This is a genomic window from Arcobacter lacus (assembly GCF_003063295.1).
GTDB lineage: Bacteria > Campylobacterota > Campylobacteria > Campylobacterales > Arcobacteraceae > Aliarcobacter > Aliarcobacter lacus.
Map to the genome: position 1 here is coordinate 12,505 of NZ_MUXF01000004.1, position 23,092 is coordinate 35,596.

General features: G+C 26.2%; 21 protein-coding genes. 3 read left to right on the forward strand and 18 right to left on the reverse strand.

Annotated features, from left to right (window positions below):
• Nucleotides 1–8: 8 nt before the first annotated feature.
• From mltA to B0175_RS03035, 14 genes are all read right to left on the reverse strand, one after another.
• On the reverse strand, nt 9–1,100 hold the full coding sequence (gene mltA / locus B0175_RS02970; RefSeq protein ID WP_108527213.1) for a murein transglycosylase A: 1,092 nt from the start codon (nt 1,098–1,100) through the stop codon (nt 9–11).
• Between the two features lie 63 nt (nt 1,101–1,163).
• Nucleotides 1,164–3,047 (reverse strand): molecular chaperone DnaK, encoded by a 1,884-nt coding sequence (gene dnaK / locus B0175_RS02975; protein ID WP_108527214.1) that lies wholly within the window; start codon nt 3,045–3,047, stop codon nt 1,164–1,166.
• 188 nt (nt 3,048–3,235) lie between these two features.
• Nucleotides 3,236–3,793: a nucleotide exchange factor GrpE gene (gene grpE / locus B0175_RS02980; protein WP_108527215.1), complete on the reverse strand. Its 558-nt coding sequence runs from the start codon at nt 3,791–3,793 to the stop codon at nt 3,236–3,238.
• A gap of 9 nt (nt 3,794–3,802) precedes the next feature.
• Nucleotides 3,803–4,621: a heat-shock protein gene (locus B0175_RS02985; RefSeq protein WP_228156054.1), complete on the reverse strand. Its 819-nt coding sequence runs from the start codon at nt 4,619–4,621 to the stop codon at nt 3,803–3,805.
• Nucleotides 4,622–4,709: 88 nt separating this feature from the next.
• Nucleotides 4,710–5,351, reverse strand: coding sequence for a transglutaminase-like cysteine peptidase (locus B0175_RS02990; RefSeq protein WP_108527217.1), 642 nt, complete (start codon nt 5,349–5,351; stop codon nt 4,710–4,712).
• A 22-nt stretch (nt 5,352–5,373) separates the two neighbouring features.
• Nucleotides 5,374–6,267: an alpha/beta hydrolase gene (locus B0175_RS02995; protein ID WP_108527218.1), complete on the reverse strand. Its 894-nt coding sequence runs from the start codon at nt 6,265–6,267 to the stop codon at nt 5,374–5,376.
• Between the two features lie 18 nt (nt 6,268–6,285).
• Nucleotides 6,286–7,008, reverse strand: a complete 723-nt coding sequence (gene truA / locus B0175_RS03000) for a tRNA pseudouridine(38-40) synthase TruA (protein WP_108527219.1) — start codon at nt 7,006–7,008, stop codon at nt 6,286–6,288.
• A gap of 6 nt (nt 7,009–7,014) precedes the next feature.
• Complete coding sequence (locus B0175_RS03005) at nt 7,015–8,031, reverse strand: LptF/LptG family permease (RefSeq protein ID WP_108527220.1); 1,017 nt, start codon at nt 8,029–8,031, stop codon at nt 7,015–7,017.
• Nucleotides 8,028–8,594, reverse strand: a complete 567-nt coding sequence (locus B0175_RS03010) for a prepilin peptidase (protein ID WP_228156055.1) — start codon at nt 8,592–8,594, stop codon at nt 8,028–8,030. The genes B0175_RS03005 and B0175_RS03010 overlap by 4 nt, the downstream gene beginning before the upstream one ends.
• Nucleotides 8,584–9,288, reverse strand: a complete 705-nt coding sequence (locus tag B0175_RS03015) for a di-trans,poly-cis-decaprenylcistransferase (RefSeq protein ID WP_108527222.1) — start codon at nt 9,286–9,288, stop codon at nt 8,584–8,586. Before B0175_RS03015 ends, B0175_RS03010 begins: the two co-directional genes overlap by 11 nt.
• On the reverse strand, nt 9,275–10,498 hold the full coding sequence (gene coaBC / locus B0175_RS03020) for a bifunctional phosphopantothenoylcysteine decarboxylase/phosphopantothenate--cysteine ligase CoaBC (RefSeq protein WP_108527223.1): 1,224 nt from the start codon (nt 10,496–10,498) through the stop codon (nt 9,275–9,277). The genes B0175_RS03015 and coaBC overlap by 14 nt, the downstream gene beginning before the upstream one ends.
• A gap of 2 nt (nt 10,499–10,500) precedes the next feature.
• Entirely contained in the window at nt 10,501–11,799 is a 1,299-nt protein-coding gene (glmU, locus tag B0175_RS03025) for a bifunctional UDP-N-acetylglucosamine diphosphorylase/glucosamine-1-phosphate N-acetyltransferase GlmU (protein ID WP_108527224.1), read from the reverse strand.
• A 2-nt stretch (nt 11,800–11,801) separates the two neighbouring features.
• A complete protein-coding gene (locus tag B0175_RS03030) occupies nt 11,802–13,739 on the reverse strand; it encodes an ankyrin repeat domain-containing protein (RefSeq protein WP_108527225.1) in 1,938 nt (645 codons plus the stop codon).
• Between the two features lie 41 nt (nt 13,740–13,780).
• Nucleotides 13,781–15,373 carry a helicase-related protein gene (locus B0175_RS03035; protein ID WP_108527226.1) on the reverse strand — a complete coding sequence of 531 codons (1,593 nt, stop codon included), beginning with the start codon at nt 15,371–15,373 and terminating at the stop codon, nt 13,781–13,783.
• Between the two features lie 65 nt (nt 15,374–15,438).
• On the opposite strand from B0175_RS03035, the gene trmA reads away from it, so the two are divergent.
• Nucleotides 15,439–16,566 (forward strand): tRNA (uridine(54)-C5)-methyltransferase TrmA, encoded by a 1,128-nt coding sequence (gene trmA / locus B0175_RS03040; RefSeq protein WP_108527227.1) that lies wholly within the window; start codon nt 15,439–15,441, stop codon nt 16,564–16,566.
• A gap of 4 nt (nt 16,567–16,570) precedes the next feature.
• On the opposite strand, the gene B0175_RS03045 is transcribed toward trmA, so the two are convergent.
• The 4 genes from B0175_RS03045 to B0175_RS03060 form a co-directional block, all read right to left on the reverse strand.
• Entirely contained in the window at nt 16,571–17,158 is a 588-nt protein-coding gene (locus B0175_RS03045) for an NUDIX hydrolase (RefSeq protein WP_108527228.1), read from the reverse strand.
• Between the two features lie 182 nt (nt 17,159–17,340).
• Nucleotides 17,341–17,943 carry a DUF1643 domain-containing protein gene (locus tag B0175_RS03050; protein ID WP_108527229.1) on the reverse strand — a complete coding sequence of 201 codons (603 nt, stop codon included), beginning with the start codon at nt 17,941–17,943 and terminating at the stop codon, nt 17,341–17,343.
• The gene (locus B0175_RS03055; RefSeq protein WP_108527230.1) at nt 17,940–18,749 is read right to left on the reverse strand and encodes a radical SAM protein; all 810 of its coding nucleotides are present in this window, start codon (nt 18,747–18,749) and stop codon (nt 17,940–17,942) included. The genes B0175_RS03050 and B0175_RS03055 overlap by 4 nt, the downstream gene beginning before the upstream one ends.
• Nucleotides 18,746–20,305 (reverse strand): hypothetical protein, encoded by a 1,560-nt coding sequence (locus B0175_RS03060; protein ID WP_108527231.1) that lies wholly within the window; start codon nt 20,303–20,305, stop codon nt 18,746–18,748. The genes B0175_RS03055 and B0175_RS03060 overlap by 4 nt, the downstream gene beginning before the upstream one ends.
• A 239-nt stretch (nt 20,306–20,544) precedes the next feature.
• Between B0175_RS03060 and B0175_RS03065 the strand changes: the two genes are divergently transcribed.
• Nucleotides 20,545–21,213 (forward strand): TnsA endonuclease N-terminal domain-containing protein, encoded by a 669-nt coding sequence (locus tag B0175_RS03065; protein ID WP_108527232.1) that lies wholly within the window; start codon nt 20,545–20,547, stop codon nt 21,211–21,213.
• Nucleotides 21,206–23,092, forward strand: a complete 1,887-nt coding sequence (locus tag B0175_RS03070; protein WP_108527233.1) for a Mu transposase C-terminal domain-containing protein — start codon at nt 21,206–21,208, stop codon at nt 23,090–23,092. The genes B0175_RS03065 and B0175_RS03070 overlap by 8 nt, the downstream gene beginning before the upstream one ends.

A 23,092-nucleotide genomic window follows, 5' to 3' on the forward strand; every position in this document is an offset into this window, starting at 1 on the left:
ACCATTTTCTAATTTTTAGGTAGAAGAATATACATTTTGCCTTTTTCTTTCATTCGTCCAGCATATTCGAAAGCATCTTTTCCAAATCCCCAAAAAAAGTCAGCTCTAATTTCACCTTTAATCGCTCCACCAACATCAGCTGCAACCATCATCTGATTTATTGGCTCTTTTGAAACTGGATTTTGTGTATTTAAAAATACAGGTGTTCCTAAAGGAATATAACTTCTATCAACTGCAATATTTCTTTGTGCAGTTAATACTGTATTTAAAGCTCCTGTTGCACCTTGATTAGCAACTTTAAAAAATATATAACTCTCATTTAGATTAAAAATATAGTCCATTTTTGAAGGATTTTTTATAAAAAATTGTTTCATTGATTGAACAGACATTTCATCTTTTGTCATAAGTCCTTGATTTATCAAATATCCACCAATACTTGTATATGCTCTTCCATTTTGCTCAGCATAAGCAACATTTATTAATTTCCCATTATCAAGCTGGATTTTTCCAGAACCTTGGATATGAAGGAAAAACAGATCAAATTTATCATCTACATAAGCTATAACTTCAAGATTTGGGTTATTTGGATTTGATTCTATCTCTTTTCTTGTATCATAAGGAACTATTTTTTTACCAACCATTTTTCCTCTAGATTTATAACCTTCTAAATTTGCACTATCCGATGTTATTAAATTTTTTGGTATTTTATAAACTGGATATTTATATCTAGCACTTTTTTTTAAACTACCATATAAAAGTGGTTCATAATATCCTGTAATTGTTCCTTCATCATGTGAATTACTATCATAAAGTTTGTATGGTTGAAAATTTACTATAAAAAATTTTCTTCCATCAGTCTCATATTGAGCTTTTTGGCATACATTTTTAAATTGTTCATATTTTTTTGATTTTTGACAATCTTTTTTAAAAACTTCTAAAGCATAATTTAAATCATCTTCAAAAAAACCTTTTATCTGGGCAAAAGAAACTGGTTCCATTCTATTTTTAACTTCTTTTTTTTCTTCTTCAAAAACCTCTTTTTTAGTAGAACATCCTGTAACCAAAAAAGTTAAAAATAGAATAAGTATTAAGCTTTTCATAAAATATAACTAAGAAAAACAAAAATAAGTAAAATAAATATAGTTTGCATGAAGCAGAGTTCCTTACTCTACTTCAGCATCGATAACATCATCGTCATCTTTTTTTGCTTTTTGGTTTGGTTGAGCTTCGCCTTGTCCTTGCTCTTTTTTATACATAGCTTCTGCTAATTTATGAGATTTATCAGTTAAAGTTTTTAATTTTTCTTCAATTTGTTCTTTTGTTGCATTTTCATCTTTTAAAGTCTCTTCTAAATCAGCTGCTGCATCAATAATAGCTTTTTTCTCATCTTCAGAAATTGCATTTTCATTCTCTTCTAAAGTTTTTCTTGTACTATGTAATAGTGCATCTGCTTGATTTCTTACTTCAATAACTGCTTTTTTCTTAGCATCAGCTTCTTTGTTTGCTTCTGCTTCTGCAACCATTTTTTCAATTTCTGCATCACTTAGTCCTGATGAACCTGAAATTGTAATTTTGTTTTCTTTTCCAGTTCCTTTATCTTTTGCACTTACATTTAAAACACCATTTGCATCAATATCAAATGTTACTTCAATTTGAGGAACTCCTCTTGGAGCTGCTGGAATATCAGAAAGTTCAAACATACCTAAAGATTTATTATCTTTTGCAAACTCTCTTTCACCTTGGCACACATGAATAGAAACAGCAGGTTGATTATCGTCAGCTGTTGAGAAAACTTGTGATTTTTTAACAGGAATTGTTGTACCTTTATCAATAAGTTTTGTCATAACTCCACCTAAAGTTTCAATTCCAAGTGAAAGTGGTGTAACATCTAGTAAAAGAACATCTTTAACATCACCTCTTAAAACTCCAGCTTGAACTGCAGCACCAGCAGCTACAACTTCATCAGGATTTACACCTTTATTTAAATCTTTTCCAAAGAATTCTTTAACTATTTGATTTGCTTTTGGAAGTCTTGTACTTCCTCCAACCATGATAATTTCATCGATGTCACCTTTACTTAATCCTGCTTCTTTAAGAGCTATTTTAATATGGTCTAAAGTTTCATCAATTAGTTTTTCAGTCATAGATTCAAATTTTGCTCTAGTTAAAGATTTAACTAAGTGAATTGGTCCTGCATTTCCCATAGAAATAAATGGTAAATTAATCTCTGTTGATTCAGCAGATGAAAGCTCTTTTTTAGCATTTTCAGCAGCATCTTTTAATCTTTGTAATGCCATTTTGTCATTTTTAATATCAAAACCATTTTCATCTTTGAACTCTTTTGCTAACCAATCAATAATTGCGTTATCAAAATCATCTCCACCTAAGAATGCATTTCCATCAGTTGAAAGTACTTCAAATGTTCCATCACCAATTTCTAAAACAGTAACGTCAAAAGTTCCTCCACCTAAATCGTAAACTAAAACTTTTTCTTCACCTTTTTTATCTAAACCATAAGCAAGTGAAGCTGCCGTTGGTTCATTGATAATTCTTAATACATTAAGACCTGCAATTGTTCCAGCTTCTTGAGTAGCTTTTCTTTGTGCATCATTAAAATATGCAGGAACAGTAATAACTGCATCTGTAACTTTATCACCTAAATACTCTTCCGCATCAGCTTTTAATTTTCCTAAAATTTTTGCAGAAATTTCTTGAGGAGTGTAAACTTTTCCAGCGATTTCAACTGCTGCTGCACCGTTTCTATCAACAATTTTATAACCTACTTTTGATTGAGCTTCTTTTGCATTTGGCTCATTCATCATAAGTCCCATAATTCTTTTAATAGAATAAATAGTTTTTTCTGGGTTTGTTATTGCTTGTCTTTTAGCTGGATCACCAACTAAAACTTCACCTTTATCTGTATATGCAACGATAGATGGAGTTGTATTTTTCCCCTCTTTATTTGGGATAATTTTTGCTTCACCATTTTCATAAACAGCAACACAAGAGTTTGTTGTTCCTAAATCTATTCCAATTACTTTACTCATTTTTTAGTCCTTTATTTTATTTTATAAAATTAAGGAACCTTTCATCTTTATATGTTCTTTAGCGGTTGAATAAATCCAACCTAAGAACCAATCTAAAGCACAAGAGAACTTGTGTTGATTCCTCAAGTTTTGTTTCTTATTTTAATTTTCTATTTAAATTTATAGTTTAGTGACATTACGGTCATTTTTTAGTTTGCTATACTTACCATTGAAGGTCTTAATAACCTATCTTTTAATACATAACCTTTTTGTAACTCTTGAACAATTTGTCCAGAATTATGTTCTGCACTATCAACTTGCATTACAGCATTATGAACATTTGGATCAAACTCACCATCAGTTTCAACTTTTGTAATATTATGTTTTTCAAAAGTTGTTACAAAGTTTTTAAGTGTAAGCTCAATTCCTTCTTTTAGTTTTTCTAAAAGCTCATTTGCATCAACATCAGCTTTAGCTGAATTTAATGCCATTTCTAAAGTATCAAGAGGTGTTAATAAATCTTTTGCAAACTTTTCACTTGCATAATCTATTGCTTGATATTTCTCTTTTTCTAATCTTTTTTTCATATTTTCAAAATCAGCATAAGCTCTTAAGAATTTTTCTTCACTCTCTTTTAATTCACTTTCAAGTTTAGCAACTTTTTCTTCTAAACTTTCAGTTTTTTGCTCAGCTTCTTCTGTTTTTATTTCTTCTTTTGTTTCAACAGTTTCTTGTTCTAAAATTTCATCTTTTTTTTCTTCACTCACATTTAACTCCTAAAAATTTGTAATTTTTTCATAAAAATCTTCATAATCTTTTGGTAATTCACCAATAACCAACATCTTTACATCTTCATTATCTATTTTACAATAATTACATATTCCAATATAATCTGCTGGTAATAGTTTATCAAAATATAAACCTTCTTTTAAATCATCTAAAATTTGACCTTTTAGAAATCTATTTATTGTATATTCATCAAAACCATAATTTAATGCTATAGATAAAAACTCTTTATAATTAAAGATTTGAAAATCTGAAGCTTGTAAACTTTGATTTATTGAGTTATAAACTTCAAAAGCACCTACATCTTTTGATATTTTTAAAATATCTTTTATATGTAAATCCATCAAATCAACTAAAAATCTATAAAGCGCTTCACTATATCTAGCACTAATCGCAAATGAAGAAAACTCTAATATCATATATCTATTTTCAACATTTATAATATTTTTTAGCCTATCAGTTTTCTCTTTTTTTATAAAAACACTCAGTCCAATTTTAGAGGCATAATATTCTAATGCTCGTAAATTTACACCATCAATTTTAAAGTTAAGTTTTGATTTCCAATACTGTTTTAAAGCTTCATTTGTAGGCGTTCGTCCACTGCTTATATGTTCTTGTGCAAGATATCCTTCATCTCCAAGTTTTTTAAAGTAACCTCTAATAGTTGCTGGAGAAAAAGTAATATCATACATAGATTTAAGCTGTGTTGAACCTATTGGCTCTAAATGCTCTATGTAAGCTTTAATAATAGACTGTAATAAAAACTCTTTTTTATCTATCATAAAACGACCATTTTGTAAATTTAGCACTCTATATCTTAAACTGCTAAAGAATTATAACTTATTGAGTCTATATTTGTCAAGTGTTTTTTATAAATAGTTTAAAAAAGCTATTTTTCTATTCATCTAACTTATAAACTCTATTTAATAGTTTTTCCCATTTATTTTCTTTTCCCCAATCAATATCTGCTTTTTGAAGAAACTTTTCTCTTGTTAAAGTATAAGAATCAATTTCATTAAAAGCAACTTTTGGTGTCAAATCTGTTCTTTTTGAAAATGGTAAAATTTTAAAACTAAGATTATCTAATACAAGTGGTGATTTATTTTTATCTTCTACATAGAGTAATACTAAGTGAAAACCTGGACTTCCTTTTACACTAACAATAGCAGGATACAAATTCTCTTTTTTTACCCCTAATTCTAAAAGAGTAAAATATTTTGCTATTACATAATCTTCACAATCACCATGACCTTTTATAAAAAACTCTTTGGGTGTCATCCAATAATCATCAATTCCCATTGAAGCATTATCAAATTCAGCAAGACTTCCATTTATAAAAAGATTTATTTGAGTTAATTTTTTATTTATATCAAGATTTTTAGCTTTATTTTTTACTTCTTCATATTTTGCTAATCTCTTTAATATAAAAGATTTTTGAGTTGATTTTTCTATTAAGTTTTTATCTTTTTGGTTTAATTTAAACTCATAAGAAAAAGCATTTACTGATAAAAATATAATTATTAAGGCTAACTGTTTCATAACTCATAATATCACAAATTTATTAATTTTGCATTTTAAATGCTAAATTTAAAGCAGGAAATAACGCTTCAATATGTGTAGAGTTTTGAATATTAAAAGTTTTTATTTGCAAATTATCTTGAAAATTTAAATCAAATACAAATTGTTCGATATCAGAATTTTGTTGAACCAAAGATGTATTAAATCGTCTATCTTTATTTTCTATTTCACCTACACTTAACCATAATGTCGTAGGAGAATAAAATTTAGGTTGTAATAATTTTATTTGTTTTAGTATATAAAAATCATTCCACCAAATTGATGGACTTGCTGCCATATAAAACTGGAAAGATTCAGGATGATTTAAAAAAGTATATAAAGTAAATAATCCTCCATAAGAGTGACCAAATAAAGTTTGTTGTTTTAAATCAATTTTGTATTTATCTGTAATAATTGGTTTTAATTCTTTTTCAATAAATTGATAAAATTGTTCTGCTCCACCTTGTGTATATGAGGAACTACCTCGATTATTTATCTGATGAAGTTCACCTTTATAAGGTGGTGTATAATCAAAACTTCTTGCTTTTATATCAAAAAGTGATTCTGTTGCATAACCAATAGCGACAATTAAAGGAGGAACTTTATTTGTTCGTGAAAATGCTTCATCCATTGCTTGTGCCATAATAGAAGCATATGGAAAAGTTGCATTCCCATCTAATAAATAAATTACAGAATAACCAGTTTCAGGAGGTGGTGTTTTAGGTTGATATACTTGAATTAAATATTGTTGTTGATTAGATTCAGAAGAGAAAAAGAATTGTTGATTTTTTTCACCACCGACAAGTGAAATACCTTTTTGAATGGAAATTTCAGATTGCGCACATAAAGAAATTTTTAAAAAAATCATATAAATGAACATTTGTACTAAAATTCTCATTTTTTATTTATCTCCAATTTAGTATTTAATTTTTGCAAGATATAAACCATTTGGTTTTATAGGAGTTTTAAAAATACTTTTTTCACAATTTAGTTGTTTTTTTAAATCTTCAATAGTCAATTTTTTATCATTTATTGCAAGTAAAAATCCAACCATAAGCCTAATTTGACTTCGTAAATATGAATTTGCAGTAAACTTAAAAACATAAATATCTTTATATTTATAAAATTTTGTATCAAAAATTTCTCTATTTGTATTCTCTTTATCACTACCTGTTTTATGAAAATATTTAAAATCATGAACTCCAATAAACTCTCTTATAGCCTCTTTTAAAAGTTTTTCATCTACACTTTTTACATAAGTTATAAATTTATCATTAAAAGGTGTTGTCTCTTTTGTAGTAATTAAATATCTATAAACTCTTTTTTTTGCACTAAATCTTGAATGAAAACTTTCATCTACTTTTGATATTTTTTTTATTTTTATAGAAGTTGGAAGATTTTTATTTAAAATCTCTTTTAATTTAAAAAAATCTTCCCAATATGAAGGGATTTGACAATTAAAAACTTGTCCAGATGAGTGAACTTCTTTATCCGTTCTTCCACTTAAAACTATTTGAGTTTTAATATTTATGTTTTCAAAAGCTTTTAAAAGTTCATTTTCAACTGTTTTTCCATTTGGTTGTTTTTGACTTCCTTGAAATAAACTTCCATCATAAGCAACAACAAACTTTAAATTCATAGAGTTTTAGTACTCTTTTTTTATAGTTTTTGAATATAAAAAGTATGTTCCAGCAAGCCAAAGAACAGGAACAATATAAAGTGTATGTAAAAGAATTTTATCTCCTATTGATTTGATTAGAACATAATACAATACTATTGAAATCAATGAATACATAATTGCCCTATTTTTTTCATATCTAGGGTTAAAATATCCAAAAGTAATTACTAAAAATAAAGATATCAAAGGGAAAAAAGAAGTTAAAATAAAAAATGTTAATTCATCTAAATCAACTTTGTTTTTTATATTATTTTTCCAATAATCATAAGTCGTTGTAAAAATTGTTGTTTTACCCGTTGAGATAGAATCATTTATATACATTGCTTCATAATCAATTTGATTAAAGTTTTCTTTATCAATCAAAAATGCTTTTCCTTCATCCAATCTAATACTTAAAATACCTTTGTCATTCTCTAAAATAGCATTTTTACTAATTACAAATTGATCTTTATCATTTTCAACTTTTAAAAGTTTTACATTTTCATATAGATTATCTTTTTTGTCATTTATAAAAATTAACCAATCACCAAATTTTTGACCAAATTCACCAGATTTTATATTGAAGTTCGCCTCATTTTTTTTAATATTCACAAATTGTTTTCTTTCAAAATCTGCTTTTGGAGTAAGTCCAACAGAAACTATTAAAAGTAAAAGTGTCAAAAGAGAAGCCAAAGGTAAAAAAATTTTTAAAATTTTAATAGGATCTAATCCAAATGAAGTAATAACTGTAAGTTCATATTCACTTGAAAGTTTTGATAAAGTTATAACCATAGATATAAAAAAAGATATTGGCATTGTGTAAAAAATAATATCAGGAATTGTATAACTAAAGATTCTAAATAATTCAAAAAAGTTTACAGTTATAATTGCTGTTAAAGCTGAAATCTTAACCAAAAAAATTACAGAAGTAATAAAAAATAATCCAAAAAATATAGGAAAAAAAGTGGTTGCTAATTGAGAATATAAATAATTTCGTAATTTCAATAAAAAGCCTTTATATAGTGTTCTAAACCAAAAAAATATTCAATGAAAAATCCTAAAACTAATGATGGAATAAAGGGGATTTGAATATCTTTTTTTACAATATTTATGCTAATTGTATGTAAGATAGCAATAATTGCAGACAATAATATAGCATAAACTAACGAATTTAATCCTAAAACAACAGCCATACTTGCAATTATAGGAATATCTCCTTCTCCTAAAGCCACTTGATTTTTTAAAGTTTCATCTTTTAAAATTTTTGATTTTACATTCTGAATGTAAAAAGTTACAATAAAATTCAATAAAAATATAGCTCCACTTGAAATAAAGGCATTTAAAAAACTATCTTCTAAAGAAAAATCTGTAATAAAAAATGATAAAACAAGTACAGCTAAAAGTAGATAATCAGGAACTGCTTTATACTTTAAATCAATAAAAGATAAAAAAACTAATAAATATGAAAAAACACAAAAAGATAAAAAAGATAATGTAAAACCTAATTTAGAAAATAGAAATAAACTTAAAATAGTACAAATTACTATTTGTAAAAATCTAAATTCCACCAAATCTTCTCTCTCTATTTTTGTAATCATCTAAAATTTTTTCTAACTCTTCTATATTAAAATCTGGCCAATAAGTTTTTGTAAAAAACATCTCTGCATAAGCATTTTGCCATAATAGATAATTAGAAAGTCTAACTTCTCCACTAGTTCGTATTAGCAAATCAACTGGACTCATACCTGCTGTATCAAGGCAAGATTCTAAATTTTCTTCTGTTATTTCAAGGTTTTGTTCATTTAATTTTTTTATTGCACGAATTATTTCATCTTTTGAGCCATAATTTAAAGCTAAAACTTGAGTAAGTCCTGTACAACTTGAAGTCATATTTTCAGTGTTTTTTATAGTGTTTTGTAGAGATTTTGAGAATTTACTAAGATCTCCGATTGCCTTAAACCTAATATTATTTTCTAAAAAAACCTCTAACTCATTTTTTAGATGTTTTTCTAAAAGTCTCATCAAATATTCAACTTCAAGTTTTGGTCTTGCCCAATTTTCAGTTGAAAAAGCATATAAAGTAAGATATTTTATTCCAATTTTTGCACAAAATTTTGTAATTTCTCTTACAACTTTTGCACCTTCTTCATGTCCAGCAGTTCTTTTTAATCCTCTTTGTTTCGCCCATCTTCCATTTCCATCCATAATGATGGCAATATGAGAAGGAAAGCTTTTATCATCGTTCATATTATTTAAACTCATCTTGTAATTTTTCTAAAATTTCTAAAGATATGTCTAATTTTGAACCTTTAAATGTAGAACTTTTATGCTTATTTTTTAAAATAAGTTCAATACTATTATTTTCACTTCCAAAACTATTTTCTTCGTTTAAAATATTTAAACAAACTGCATCAAGATTCTTTTTTTCTAGCATTTTTGTTGCATTCTCAACTGCACTTAATTCATCCATTTCTGCTTTAAATCCAATAGAAATTATTTCACTTTTATCTAAAGAATTTAAAATATCAATATTTTGTTTTAACTCTAAATTCCAATGGATTCCTATTAAATCTTTTTTTAACTTTCCTTCTTGAGGATATGATGGTAAATAATCACTAATAGCAGCCACCATAAATAAAAAACTCTGTTTTTTACTCTCTTTTTTTGCAATTTCTAATGAACTTACTAAAGATTCGTACATTTCAAATGAACTTTGCACTTTTATTAAATGAATATCTTTTGGTAAATTTTCGTAACCACGAGAACTTACTAAACAAACATCTGCACCTTTATAATATAGAGATTTTGCTAAGTTTGATGCCATTTTTCCAGATGAAAAGTTCGAAATATATCTTACATCATCTATCTTTTCTATTGTCCCACCGCCACTTAAAACAACTTTTCTATTTATCCAATACTCATCTTTTAAAAGTTCTTTACAAGTAGCATCAAAAATATCAGTTGGTTCTGCCATTGCTCCATCACCAGTATCTTTACAAACCAGTTCTTTTATTTGAGAAGAGACTACTTTATATTCAAGATGTTTTAATTTATCAAGACTCTGTTTTGTAATAGGATTATTTATCATATTTGTATTAGCTGCTGGCGCAATTAATTTAGTTTTTGTATAAGCTAAAGCCGTTTGAAGTAATAAATTATCAGCCAAACCGCAAGCTAATTTATTTATAGTATTAGCACTAGTTGGAGCAATCACAAAAATATCAGACCATTTTCCGATATCTATATGATTATAATCTTGACTTTTATCCCAGTTTTCACTACTTTCATCTAAAACTCTGTTTTGTGAAATAGCTTCAAATGTAATTGGATTTATAAACTTTTTTGCACCCTCAGTCATAATAACTCGCACAATTGCACCAGCTTTTACATAAAGTCTAATCAAATCCAAAGCTTTATAAATAGCAATTGAGCCAGTAACTCCAACTAATATTTTTTTATTTTTTAAAAGCATTTTTATTTCTTTTTACTTGAAAAATGTTTGTAAAAGAAACCATCAATAATTTTTGCTTTTGCTCGCGTAAGATACAATTCACCTTTTTTGACATCACCAGTTACAGTTGAACCAGCTCCTATTAATACATCATCTTCAATATTTACAGGTGCAACAAATTGTGTATCACTTCCTACAAAAACATTTTTTCCTATAATTGTTTGATGTTTATTAACTCCATCATAGTTACAAGTAATTGTTCCACAACCTATATTTGTTCCTTCATCTATTGAACAATCTCCAAGATATGATAAATGCCCTGCTTTTACACCAGTTAAAATAGCTTTTTTTGTTTCTACAAAGTTTCCAATATGAGTATTTGTTAACTCACTTCCTGGTCTTACTCGTCCCATTGGTCCAACATCACTATCTTTAATCATTGAATCTTCAACAACAGAGTTTGTTTTAATATGAGAATTTATAATTTTTGCATTTCCAAGTAAACTTACACCATTTTCAATGATACTTTCACCCTCAATTTCTACCCCCTCTTCTATATAGATAGTATCAGGTAACCTCATAATAACGCCAGCTTTCATAAACTCTTTTTTTATTCTATTTTGGTGAATTACTTCAGCATCAGCAAGTTCTACTTTTGAATTAACACCTTTAAAATTCTCTTCATTTACAACTAAAGGTTTTAAAACTTTTCCTTGACTAATTGCCATTTCAACTAAATCAGTGATGTAGTACTCTTTTTGAGCATTGTTATTATCTAATTTTGGTAAGTTTTCAAGTAAAAATTTTGTTTCAAACTGATAAATTCCAGCATTTGCAGTTGTGATTTTCAGTTCATCTTCTGAAGCATCTTTTTGTTCAACTATTTTTTTAACATTTCCATTTTCAATTATTACTCTTCCATAACCATCAGCACTTTCTAGCTCTAAAACTGACATAACGATTGTCGCATTTATTTCAAATTTTTCCAACTCACTTGCTTGAATTAAAGGCATATCGCCATTTAAAACCAAAACTTTTTCATATTTTGGAGTGATTCCCATAACAGCCCCACCAGTTCCTGGATAGTTTTTATGGTCTTGAATTACAAAATTAATATTTGAAAAATATTTTTCAATTTCTGCTTTTACTTTTTCGAACTGATGATATAAAACAACTGTTATATCATCACTTAATTTTAAAGCCTCTTTTATAGAGTAATAAAGCATAGGTTTACCAGAAATCTTATGTAATACTTTTGGAGTATCAGATTTCATTCTAGTACCTGCTCCTGCTGCTAAAATAATAATTGACTTTTTACCCATTTTTAACCTTTTACTGCTTCACTTAGCTCTTTTTTTAAATTTTGAATTACTTCTATTAGAGCATTTTTCATTTTATAATCACTTATTTCACTTGTTAATAACTTATCTAAATTTTTCTCTTTGCTTTTGAAAAATTCTGCAACTTTTTTATTTTTTGGATTTTTGTTATACATCAAAACTCCAGAATTTACCAACGTCACAACCAATTTTATATGTCCTAAAATTGTTGCATAATTTAATATATTAAAACCACTATTATCTGGTTGGTTCATATCAGCACCTGAAGCGATCAACCATCTTGCAATTTGATAGTTTCCTTTCCATTGTGTGTGGTGAAGTGCTGTTCTTCCATAACTATCTTTTAAAGATAGATTTGCTTTTTTTGTCAAAAGTTTTTCAACTACCAATAAATCATCTGCAATTACAGCATTATGAATTACTGTTCTTCCATTGTTATCTTGAACATCAACATCTACTCTATATCTTAAAAAATTTACCAATCTTTTGATAAAGTAAGCTTTGTCTAATTTTTCAGTAATTTGTAAACCTTCTTCAACCATACACATTAAAGCAGTTTTATTTTCTTTATCTGTAAGATTCAAATTTATACCGTGATTTACAATAGTTTCCAAAGTTTCATAATCATTATACATAACCAAATCAAATAAAACATTTTTCCCATCTAATCTTTTTGCTTCTAAATTTGGCTTATATGATAAAACTTTTTTTAGTAAAATATCATATCTCTCTTTTTCATTTACATATGGGGCTAATGCTGGATTTGATTTTTTAAATCCTCTTGTAATAGCAATCAATTCTACAACATTGTCAACAACAGTTTTTTCATCTAAATCTCTTGCATCAATATTTGCACCTTTTGCAACCAATAAATCCATCATTTTATAGTTTGAATAACCTTTTAACGCTTCAATATGAAATAAATTTCTATTGTATTCATCAACTATATTTAAATCAGCTCCACAATCTATTAAAAATTCTACATTTGCAAGATTTTTATTTTCTATCTCTTTTTGTAGAGTTGTTTTTCCCTCGGAATCAACAGTATCAACTTTTAGTCCATTTTTTATAAATAAAAGAGCAAGTGCTAAATAATCATTTTTTGGATTGATTAATTCATATCTTTTATCTTCAAATTTCAATTCATTTTTTTGTATATCTACGATATTTAAAAGTTCATCAATTATATTTTTATAATTTTTATCTACTATGTTTATATCAATACGTTTTTCAATTAATTTTTCAATAATTGATATGTTTTTTGCACCTTTTAATATTGCATAAAAAAGTACATTTTGTCCATTTTTATCTACTATATTTACATCAATATTTTTTGATAAAAGATTTAATGCAATATTTATATCTTCTTTTAAAACTGCTTTAAAAAGTATTGTTTGCCCATTTTCATCTAGAATATTAAAGTCTTCAATATTTTCTAAAACATCATTGATAATATCAATATTTTCACTTTCAATTGCATCAAATAAAACTGTTTTACCTGCATTATCTTTTGTATTAAAATCTGGTTCATACTTTGTTAGTAACTGGAATATTTTATATCCACCTAAAAGCACAGATTCTTGTAAAATAGTTCTTCCTTGACTATTTTTTCTATTTATATCAAAACCATTTTCAAGTAAAAATCTAACTGTCATAGAATCAGCTTTTTCTACTGCTTCACTTAAAACTGTTTTTCCATCTTTATCTTCAATATTTGCTTCAATACCATTTTTTAATAATATTTTTATAGATTCAAATCTTTTTTTAGTTATTAATGAAAAAAGAATATTTCGACCTTTTTCATCCTTTTTATTTATATCTATGCCTTTATCGATATATCTTTGGATTTTTTTAAGGTCTATTTTGTCAGAAAAAAGCTCATTGTAAAAATCTTCTTCATCAACTTTGAAAAATTTAAACACTATAAAGTATCCTTATAATTAATTATAAAATCTAATAAATTTTAAATTTTAGCTAATTTTTTATTAAATTGTTTTTGTCTTCTCGGATTATAAGTCCTTTTTTTATCTTTCTCTTTATCATTTTTAGGGAATCTTCTTTTGTGAAAATCTTTTTCAAAACCACTCTCTTCGATTAAATTTCCTTTTAAAGATTTTTCAATAAAACTGTTAAAAGAGTTTCTCAAAATATATGCTTTATCATGGTCAGGGAAAAGTTCTGGAAGTTTATAAGAAAGCCAAAGATATAAAGAGATTTTTTTTACCTCATCTTCAACTAAAAGTAAATCTTTTTGAGTAATTGCCTTTTTAGGTAAGGTAATTGAAGGTTTATAATGATTTACTCTTTTTTTTATCACACTTGCAATATATGAATCATATGCTTGTAAAATAATAGTTGATTTTGTAGTAATTGGAGCTTGAGCTAAAAGATATTTTTCTTCTAAACTCAAACCATTTTTATTATCAACTATTCTTGCTGCTTCTATCATAGAAGAGATATTTGCAGCTACAAAAGGTCCATTAAAAGACATATTGTCTGCAAAAAATTTCAAAATCTTTGTCAATGAATTTGTTTTTATATGACTTGAAAGTGCTTCTAATTGATTGTTATTTATTTTTACTTTAAAAGGCGGTTTTATTGTTTTTATTGGAGATTCAAACTCCTCTTTTATATAAGCTAAAATATCTCTTCTTGTTGCACCTAAATATCCAGCTTCAAAATGTCCAAATCGTCCTGCACGTCCTGCTATTTGAACTATTTCATTAACTGTTATTTTTCTTCTACTAACTCCATCAAATTTTGTATCTATTGTAAATAAAATTGTTTTAATTGGAAGATTTAAACCCATAGCAATTGCGTCTGTTGCTATTAAGATTTGACTCTTTTTCTCTCTAAATCTTTTTGCTTCATCACGTCTAACTTCAGGAGATAAATTTCCATAGATAACTGAAACAACATATTTTTTTTGAAGTCTTTGTTTGAGTTTTAAAACATCACTTCTTGAAAAAGCTATCAAAGCTGTTCCATCTTCTAATTTTTCCAAAGAAGTCCATTTGTCAAGAATTTTCAACTCATTTTTTCTAGTATGTTTTATAACTTCTAAATCTTCATCTAAATAAGCAGCTATTTTTTTAACTGCATCAAGAGCATTTACACTTCCTGTCATAATGATTTTTTTTGCAGGACATCCTATAATTGCATTTACCCAAGCCCAACCTCTATCATCATCTTCAAGCATTTGAACTTCATCAATAACAGCAACATCAACATCTAAATCAAAATCTAACATTTCAATAGTTGAACAAACATGAGAAGCTTCAATATCTAAAATTTGTTCTTCTCCTGTTATTAAAGAAGCATTTATTTTTGATTCTTTTAAATCTTCATATCCTTCAAGAGCCAAAAGTCGCAAAGGTGCTAAATATAATCCACTATTTGCTTCTTTCAATTTTTGCATTGCGTTGTATGTTTTTCCACTATTTGTAGGACCTACATAAAATTCTAATTTTCTATTTATGCTTCTTGCTAAAGGATAAAGTGTTTTTAAATCGCACTTTAATAAGGTTTGTAGTTGTTCTTGCCAATTTTCTTTCATAGGCGTATTATATACAATAGAATATAATACTAGATTAAACAAAAAATTTAGGGGAATCTAATTTAATGAACTGTAACTATTTTGGAATTTGCGCATCTTGTACTCTTTTTGATAAAACTTATGAAGAACAATTAAACTATAAAATACAAAGAGAAAAAGAAAGATTCTCAAATTTTACAAATATAGATTTTGACATCATAAAAAGTAATGAATCAAACTTTAGAAATCGAGCTGAATTTAGAATTTGGTGGGAAAAAGGTGAAAATAATAAAGAGATTTTATCATATGCAATGAATGACTTTAAAAAAAATATTTTAAAAATAAATTCATGTGAGATGGTAAGTTTTCATATAAAAGAACTTATGCCAAAACTAATAGATGAACTTCAAAATGATTTAGAACTATCTTTTAAACTATTTGCTGTTGAATTTCTAGGAAGTAGCACAAAAGATATGCTTGTAACTTTGATTTATCATAAAAAGTTAGAAGAATCTTGGATACAAAAAGCAAAAGAGATTGAGAAAAGATTAGATATTAAAATCATTGGAAGAAGTAAAAAACAAAGACTTGTTTTAACAAATGACTATATAAATGAAACTTTAAATATCTCAAATCAGAATTTCTTTTTTGCTTATGAAGAAAATGGATTTACTCAACCAAATACAAATGTAAATGTTCAAATGATTGAATGGGTTTTAGAAAATACAAAAAATTCTTCAAAAGATTTATGTGAGTTATACTGTGGTGGAGGAAATTTCACTATTCCACTTTCAACAAAATTTAGAAAAGTTTTAGCAACAGAGATTTCTAAAACATCTATAAAATCAGCTTTAAGAAATTGTGACTTAAATAAAATAGAAAGTATTAGTTTTATTAGAATGAGTGCAGAAGATTTTGTACAAGCTTTAAATAAAGTGCGAGCTTTTAATAGACTAAAAGATATAAATCTTGATGATTATGAGTTTGATACTATTTTTATGGATCCACCAAGATCTGGACTTGATGATACGACTAGAAACTTAGCAAAAGATTTTGAAAATATAATATATATTTCATGTAATCCTGAAACTTTACATAGAGATTTGGATGAACTAACTAAAACTCATGAGATTGAAAATTTTGCTTTATTTGACCAATTTGCATTTACAAATCATATAGAAAGTGGTGTAATCTTAAGAAAATTAAAAAATTAATTTTTTAATTTTCTTCAGTAATTCCCATTTTTTCATAAAAGCCTTTTTTGAATTTAGCTTTTTTATCTATATCTTCTTCAGCTTTTTCTTTTATAAGAAAATACAAAAAATTTCCTTTAGCAACTTTTCCTATTATCATCAAAGATAGAAGAAAAACTAACATTACTATTGATGTATATGCAACAATTCTTTTTATTTTTTTATGACTTTTTGATTCAATTTTTAAAAATATATTATCTATTTGCTCTTTTAAATCTTTTAAAATATTTTTAGGAAGATTATTTATATCAAAAAATTCTACTCTTTCATCTTCTAAACCTTGAGCTTTTTTCAACTCTTCTTCTTCTATAACTGTAAAAAAATATGTTAAATCTACCCCACTTTGCAAAGGAATTGTTTCTATCTCACTCCAATTTGAAATTTCCAATCCAACTTCTTTTTGACATCCTCTTTTTATAGCTTCCAATGGTGTTTCATCTAAATCAACTTTCCCACCAACTCCATTATATAAGCCTTTTTGCCAATCAGGATTGTTTTTTCTTAATAATAAAATTTTACTTCCATCAGTTATAATGCCAACAACATAATTCATTATCAATCTTTATTGTTTTTTACAAATATTGTGAGATTCAGAATAATTTGATAATAGATTTTTCATAATATAAGTTCCTTTTTTAAAGCATTTTATAATAGTTTTTATTAAAATTTACTCCATTAATGTAAAATAAAAATTGATAATATGTAAAATGAAATAATTGTAAATGCTATATACAATTAAACTAGTAAATTTTCAATGGTATCTTTTAAATATTCTCTTTGTTTTTTTGTCATATATAAGGGATGTTTAATATAAGGAAAATCATTTTTAAGAGGTATAAATACAGCTTTTTTTGAAAGCATTTCATAATTTTCTTCTATAATATCTTCCAATTCAGTTGTTAGTTTTGTACCCCATGCAAGCCAAATAAAAGGAGATTCTAATACTATCTTATTTAATTTCTGAATATCATAAAACAGAAATTTTTTAACTTCAGAATTATTTTTAATTTTATTCAAGGTAATTATCGCTTCCTTTAGGTTTTCATTTCTTAAATTAAATAAATTAATTATATTGAAAAAACCGTTTACATTTTGCCCATAATGAAAATAAATCATATTTTTTACACTATGCATTGTTTGATCTAAATGTACTTCAATATTATTAACAGTAATATTTTCGGAAATAAAAACATCCTTATCTATAGGTAAAGCACTTCCTGGATTAAGCATAAAAACTGTTCCTAAGCAAGTTGAATAGGTATCACCAAAGAACATTTTTGTATTGTATCGAAAAGAATAATCTTCAAGTTGTGTAAAAGTTGCAGTAACTTTTATCATTGTGCTAAATACCTAAATTTTCTACCAGAAATTTCTTTATATGGAATAGAAATATAATATTCATCCATACCAGCAGAGTACTTACTTTTTAATATACCATCTACTTTTATATCAAAAAGTTTACTAACAATAATATCAATTAATTGTTTATATTTGTTCGTCAATATACAAAGTGTTTGAATAAACTCATTTTCTTCTAACGGAGTCATAATTATGTGACTATTTTCTATTAATCGACCTTGCATAATTGCTTTTTGTATATTAATAGTTTTTATATTGTTTTCTATGCAATAAATAATAATATTCTCAAGATCTTTATAGTTACTTGAAAATGGCACGAAATTTATCTCTACATTAATTCCTGCATCTATAAAATTTGAAACAGAATTTTTCAATAAATATAATGATTTTTTTGTTTTAGTTATATTTTCATGAACATTTTCATTCATACTATATATGCTAAAGGCGATTGTATCTAATCCATTAAACTTGAGACTATTGCAATAACTACTATCTACAGATATTAACCCTTTACTACCAAAAATAACTCCAGATGAGTATATAGCAGTTTTAATATTAGCATTTTTAAGATTTTTGATCATATCTGGTAAATAAGGACTTAACAATGGTTCTCCACCACTCAAATAAACAATTTCAAGTTTTTGAGAAATAAACGTTTGAACCAATCTTTCTGTTTCTCCTTTATTATAAAAAAGATGTTTATTCGGTAAAGCATTAGTACTACAATGTAAACATTTTAGTGGACATTGATTTGATAGTTCAATACATACTGATTTAATATTCATTTTATAGTTATCTCTTTAACTTCTCTAATTTTTTTTGAATCTTTAGGTGTTTTTTCTAAGAAAAATTTTTCTGTGTTTAAATTATCAAAAATTTCTTTTTTGATTGATTCAGAAAGGTCATCTAGACCAACAGTAAATAGTGCTTGTTCATCTTTTACTATTGTAAATTGAACAGATATAGTTTTACCTTTTTCTGTTGATAGTTTAAATCTTTTTTTGAAATTAAATGTTCTGTTTTGAGTATCAAGACCATCTCTAAAAATTGTTCTATAAGAAATAAATTGATATTCATAAATTTGTTGAATTATTTTTGCGAATTCTTTTTCTTGAAATTGTTTTTCAAATATTTCTTCAATTTCAATATTATAAACATCGTTGTTTTTTTCAAATTTTTCAATAGTAATTTTTTTATCATTAAGTGTATGTGTATACATACTATTCCAGTCTCGTCTTCCCCATTCTTGTAAATCATCACAAAATGTTAATAAAAAAGAAAAAGTATTAGCATTTAAATAATAAATATCTTTTGTTGTATGAGAGCTTATTGCTCTTAGTATTTCTCGACGAATTAAATATTGTATTGCATCCATATAAGTAAATTTATAATTTACATTTGTACTAAATTCTGACTCCATAAAATAAAGTAGAATTTTATAAAGTATTATTGAACTAATCAATCCATGTGAATTCTTTTCGAAAGATTTGAGAAATTTCATATAGTATTTTGGTTGTATTATTGCCGTATACAATTCATCTTTTTTATCATCATCTTTTTTGACTTTTTCGGGAACAATTTTAGAACTAGCCATTTCAATGATTATTTGATTCATTTTATCTTGCGTATCCGTAAATTTTATATCAGATAATATTTGTGGGTTGGCGACAAAGTATTTTAGCATGCCGGTTGTTTTATCTAATATTTTTTGTGCTTTTTCAAGAGGATATCCTAAATCATGACATAAAGAAATAAGTGTCCAAATACTAATTTTCTCAAGAGGAGTTAAAACAAACTTTTCATCACTATGTTTTACACCATCAAGACATAAATTGTCAAAATATTCTTTTTGATCAATAAAAATATTCATACCAATCAACCATGTTTTAAAAACATGAACTATGTGATCTCTATAGTTAGGTGTTGCATAAAGTAGTTTTTCGTATTCTTGATAGCTTTTCATAAAATCTCGCAACTCTGATAATCCATAAGGGCTAGGATTCTTATTTTCAAATTCTAAATAAGGTTCTCTAAGATCACATATCCTCAATAAAACGAGAGATTTTCTTATTAGTAAAGTCCATATATCAAGGACTTTATCTATATTCTTATATAAAACATCAGGATCATTTTCTTTTATTAGTTTTTCAATTTCTTTTAATTCCTTAACTGATTCCTCATCTAAAGGATTGTTAACGATAAGTTTTTTTTTGAAGTCTATAAGTCCTTCTTCTTTGGTTGATCTTTTTTTTAAAATATTACATGATTTTTCAGTCCAATCTTCTATGTCATAATCAGTTATATTTTTAAGTAAACTTTTATCTGTAATTGTAGTTGCCATTTTTTCCCTAATCATTAGTATAATATGAAGATGATTTAATATTATTAGCTATATATTTTATTGTATGCATAAACCTCATATTATACAATAAAGAATTTAATTTTCTATAATTATTTACAAATAACAAATTTTTTTATATTTAATATACTAATAAATTAATAATACGCAGAAATATTTCAGAATAAATATAAGTAAAATTGCTATACAATTAAAGTAATAAAATTATTTGGAAAATAACTATGGAAGATTTGCCTATAAAGTTTTCTCAGCGTAAAATCAAGAAGAACTATCGTTCAATTACTGGATATTTCCCAAGTATTAAAAACAATACTTCAATTGGTTTTGAATCAAAACTTGAAAAAGCTCATTTCTTAGCTTTAGAATTTGACAATAAAGTAATCTCCTATCAAGAACAACCTCAAATAGAAATTTTTTTTAATGGTAAAAATCAAATTTATAGTGCAGATTGTTATATTAAAAGAGTTAAAAACTCATCAAAAAAAGATAGTATTGTTGAAGTTAAATACACAAATGAAATTGAAAAAAAGAAAAAATATTTTGAAAAAAGATTTGAATCTGCAAAAGTCTCTTCAAATAAATTAAATTTAGATTTTGAAGTTTATACTGAACAAAATCACAGTGAAATATATTTGGATAACTTAGATTTTCTTTATAGATATAAGTTATATCCCATTGAGAACAAATATGAAAATCAAATTATAAATTTAGTTAAGCAAAATAAAAGAGTAACTGCTTTTGAAATAGCAAATTTAATCTCACAAAATCTTAAAGATTATCCAACTATATCAAATTGTATTTGGGATTTAGTATGCAAAGAAAAGCTAAAAAGTGATTTACAATCAGCCAAGGTTACTATGAATTCATTTGTTGAGTTAGCTTATGAGTAATGTAATAAAATTTGAAATAAACTCAAAAATATTTTATAAAGATTTAGAGTATGTGGTTAAAAGTTATCCTTCTTTTGATGAAGTGTTGATAAAAAGAGATGTCACTCCCTTTTATGAAAAAATAGTAAAAGTAAAAGATTTAATAACTGAACCAAAAAATATAAAAGAAGATATTAAAACTTTAGTTGATTTAGAACAAAAAGATTTTGATAAAGCAACTGAAAGATATGAAATCATCAAAACCTTGTTAGATAAAAAAGACAAAACTACAAAAGATGTTTTAAAAGTTGCAAAAAAACATAAAAAAGGAATTGCTACTATTTATCGTTGGTTAAATACTTATGAACAGTATGGAAATATAAGTTCTTTATCTTCAAAAAGAGAGTTTTGTGGTGCAAAAGGTAAAAGTAGATTAAATGAATCAGTCGATACTGTAATAAATAGTGTAATTGAAGAATACTATTTAAATAAACAAAAATATCCTTTACAAATGATTTATGAAGAGATACTTTATAAGTGTAAGAATATGGAACTAAAAGCTCCCACAAAAAATACAGTAAGAAGCAGAATTAACAACTTACATCCAAAAATCATTGCAAAAAATAGGAAGGGATTAAAAGTTGATGAGACAAGAGGAATGCCAGGACATTTTCCTGAAGTAAAAATGCCTTTAGATATTATTCAAATTGATCATACAAAAGTTGATGTTATTTTGGTAGATGAGGAAACTAGAAAACCAATAGGAAGACCATTTATAACAGTTGCAATTGATGTTTTTAGCAGGATGATTTTTGGATTTTATATTTCTCTTGAAGCTCCAAGTTATTTTAGTGTTGGACAATGTTTGTTAAATGCCATCTTACCAAAAGATAATTTTATGAAAAAGAATGGAATTGAAGGTGAATGGGTGATTTATGGACTACCTAAAAAAGTCCATATGGACAATGGAAAAGATCTAAGGTCGGCTAGTTTACAAAACTTTTGTAAAGAATATAGAATCGAAGATATTTATCGCCCAGTTGCAAGACCTGCCTTTGGAGGAGCTATTGAAAGATTAATTGGTACTTGTATGAAAAAAGTTCATCTCTTACCAGGTACTACTTTTTCAAGTATTCTTGAAAAAAGTACTTATGATTCAGAAGGAAATGCAATTATGACTATAGATGAATTAGAAAAATGGTATTTAAACTTTGTAGTGAATATTTATCATAAAACAGAACATTCATCTTTAGGAATGAGTCCAGAAGAAAAGTTTTATCAAGGATTATATGGAGTAGGAGAAGATAAATCAATTCCATTTTTACCTGTTGTTCCAGCTGATACTTTAAAACTTAGAATGGCTTTATTACCTGCTATAAATAGAACAGTTCAGAAAAATGGAATAACAATTGACTATATCACTTATTTTAGTGAAACTCTTAGAAAATGGATAATTCCAACTCAATACAAAAAGCTAAAACCAGATTTAGAAAATAGTGTAGTTTGTAGACGAGACCCAAGAGATATCAGTAAACTTTATGTTTATGATGAAGATATAAAAGATTATATAACTGTTCCCTATGCAGATATACGAAGACCAAAAATGAATCTCTCAGAATTAAGAAGTGCAATAGCAGATGCAAGATCAAAAATAAAGGGAAGAGAATTAGAACCTCATGATATTTTTGAAGCTCATGAGAGATTACATTCTTATGTTGCTCAAGCAAAAAAAGAAAAAAAATCTATAAGAAGAAAAGATAGCTCTAAAAAACATCAAGAAAAAACTTTGCAAAATGATAAAGAAAGAATTGATTATAAAGAAAATCAACCTTTTTATGTTTCAAAAACTCCAAAAAATGAAGAAGATGATAATGATTATGAAATTTATCCAATAGGCTAA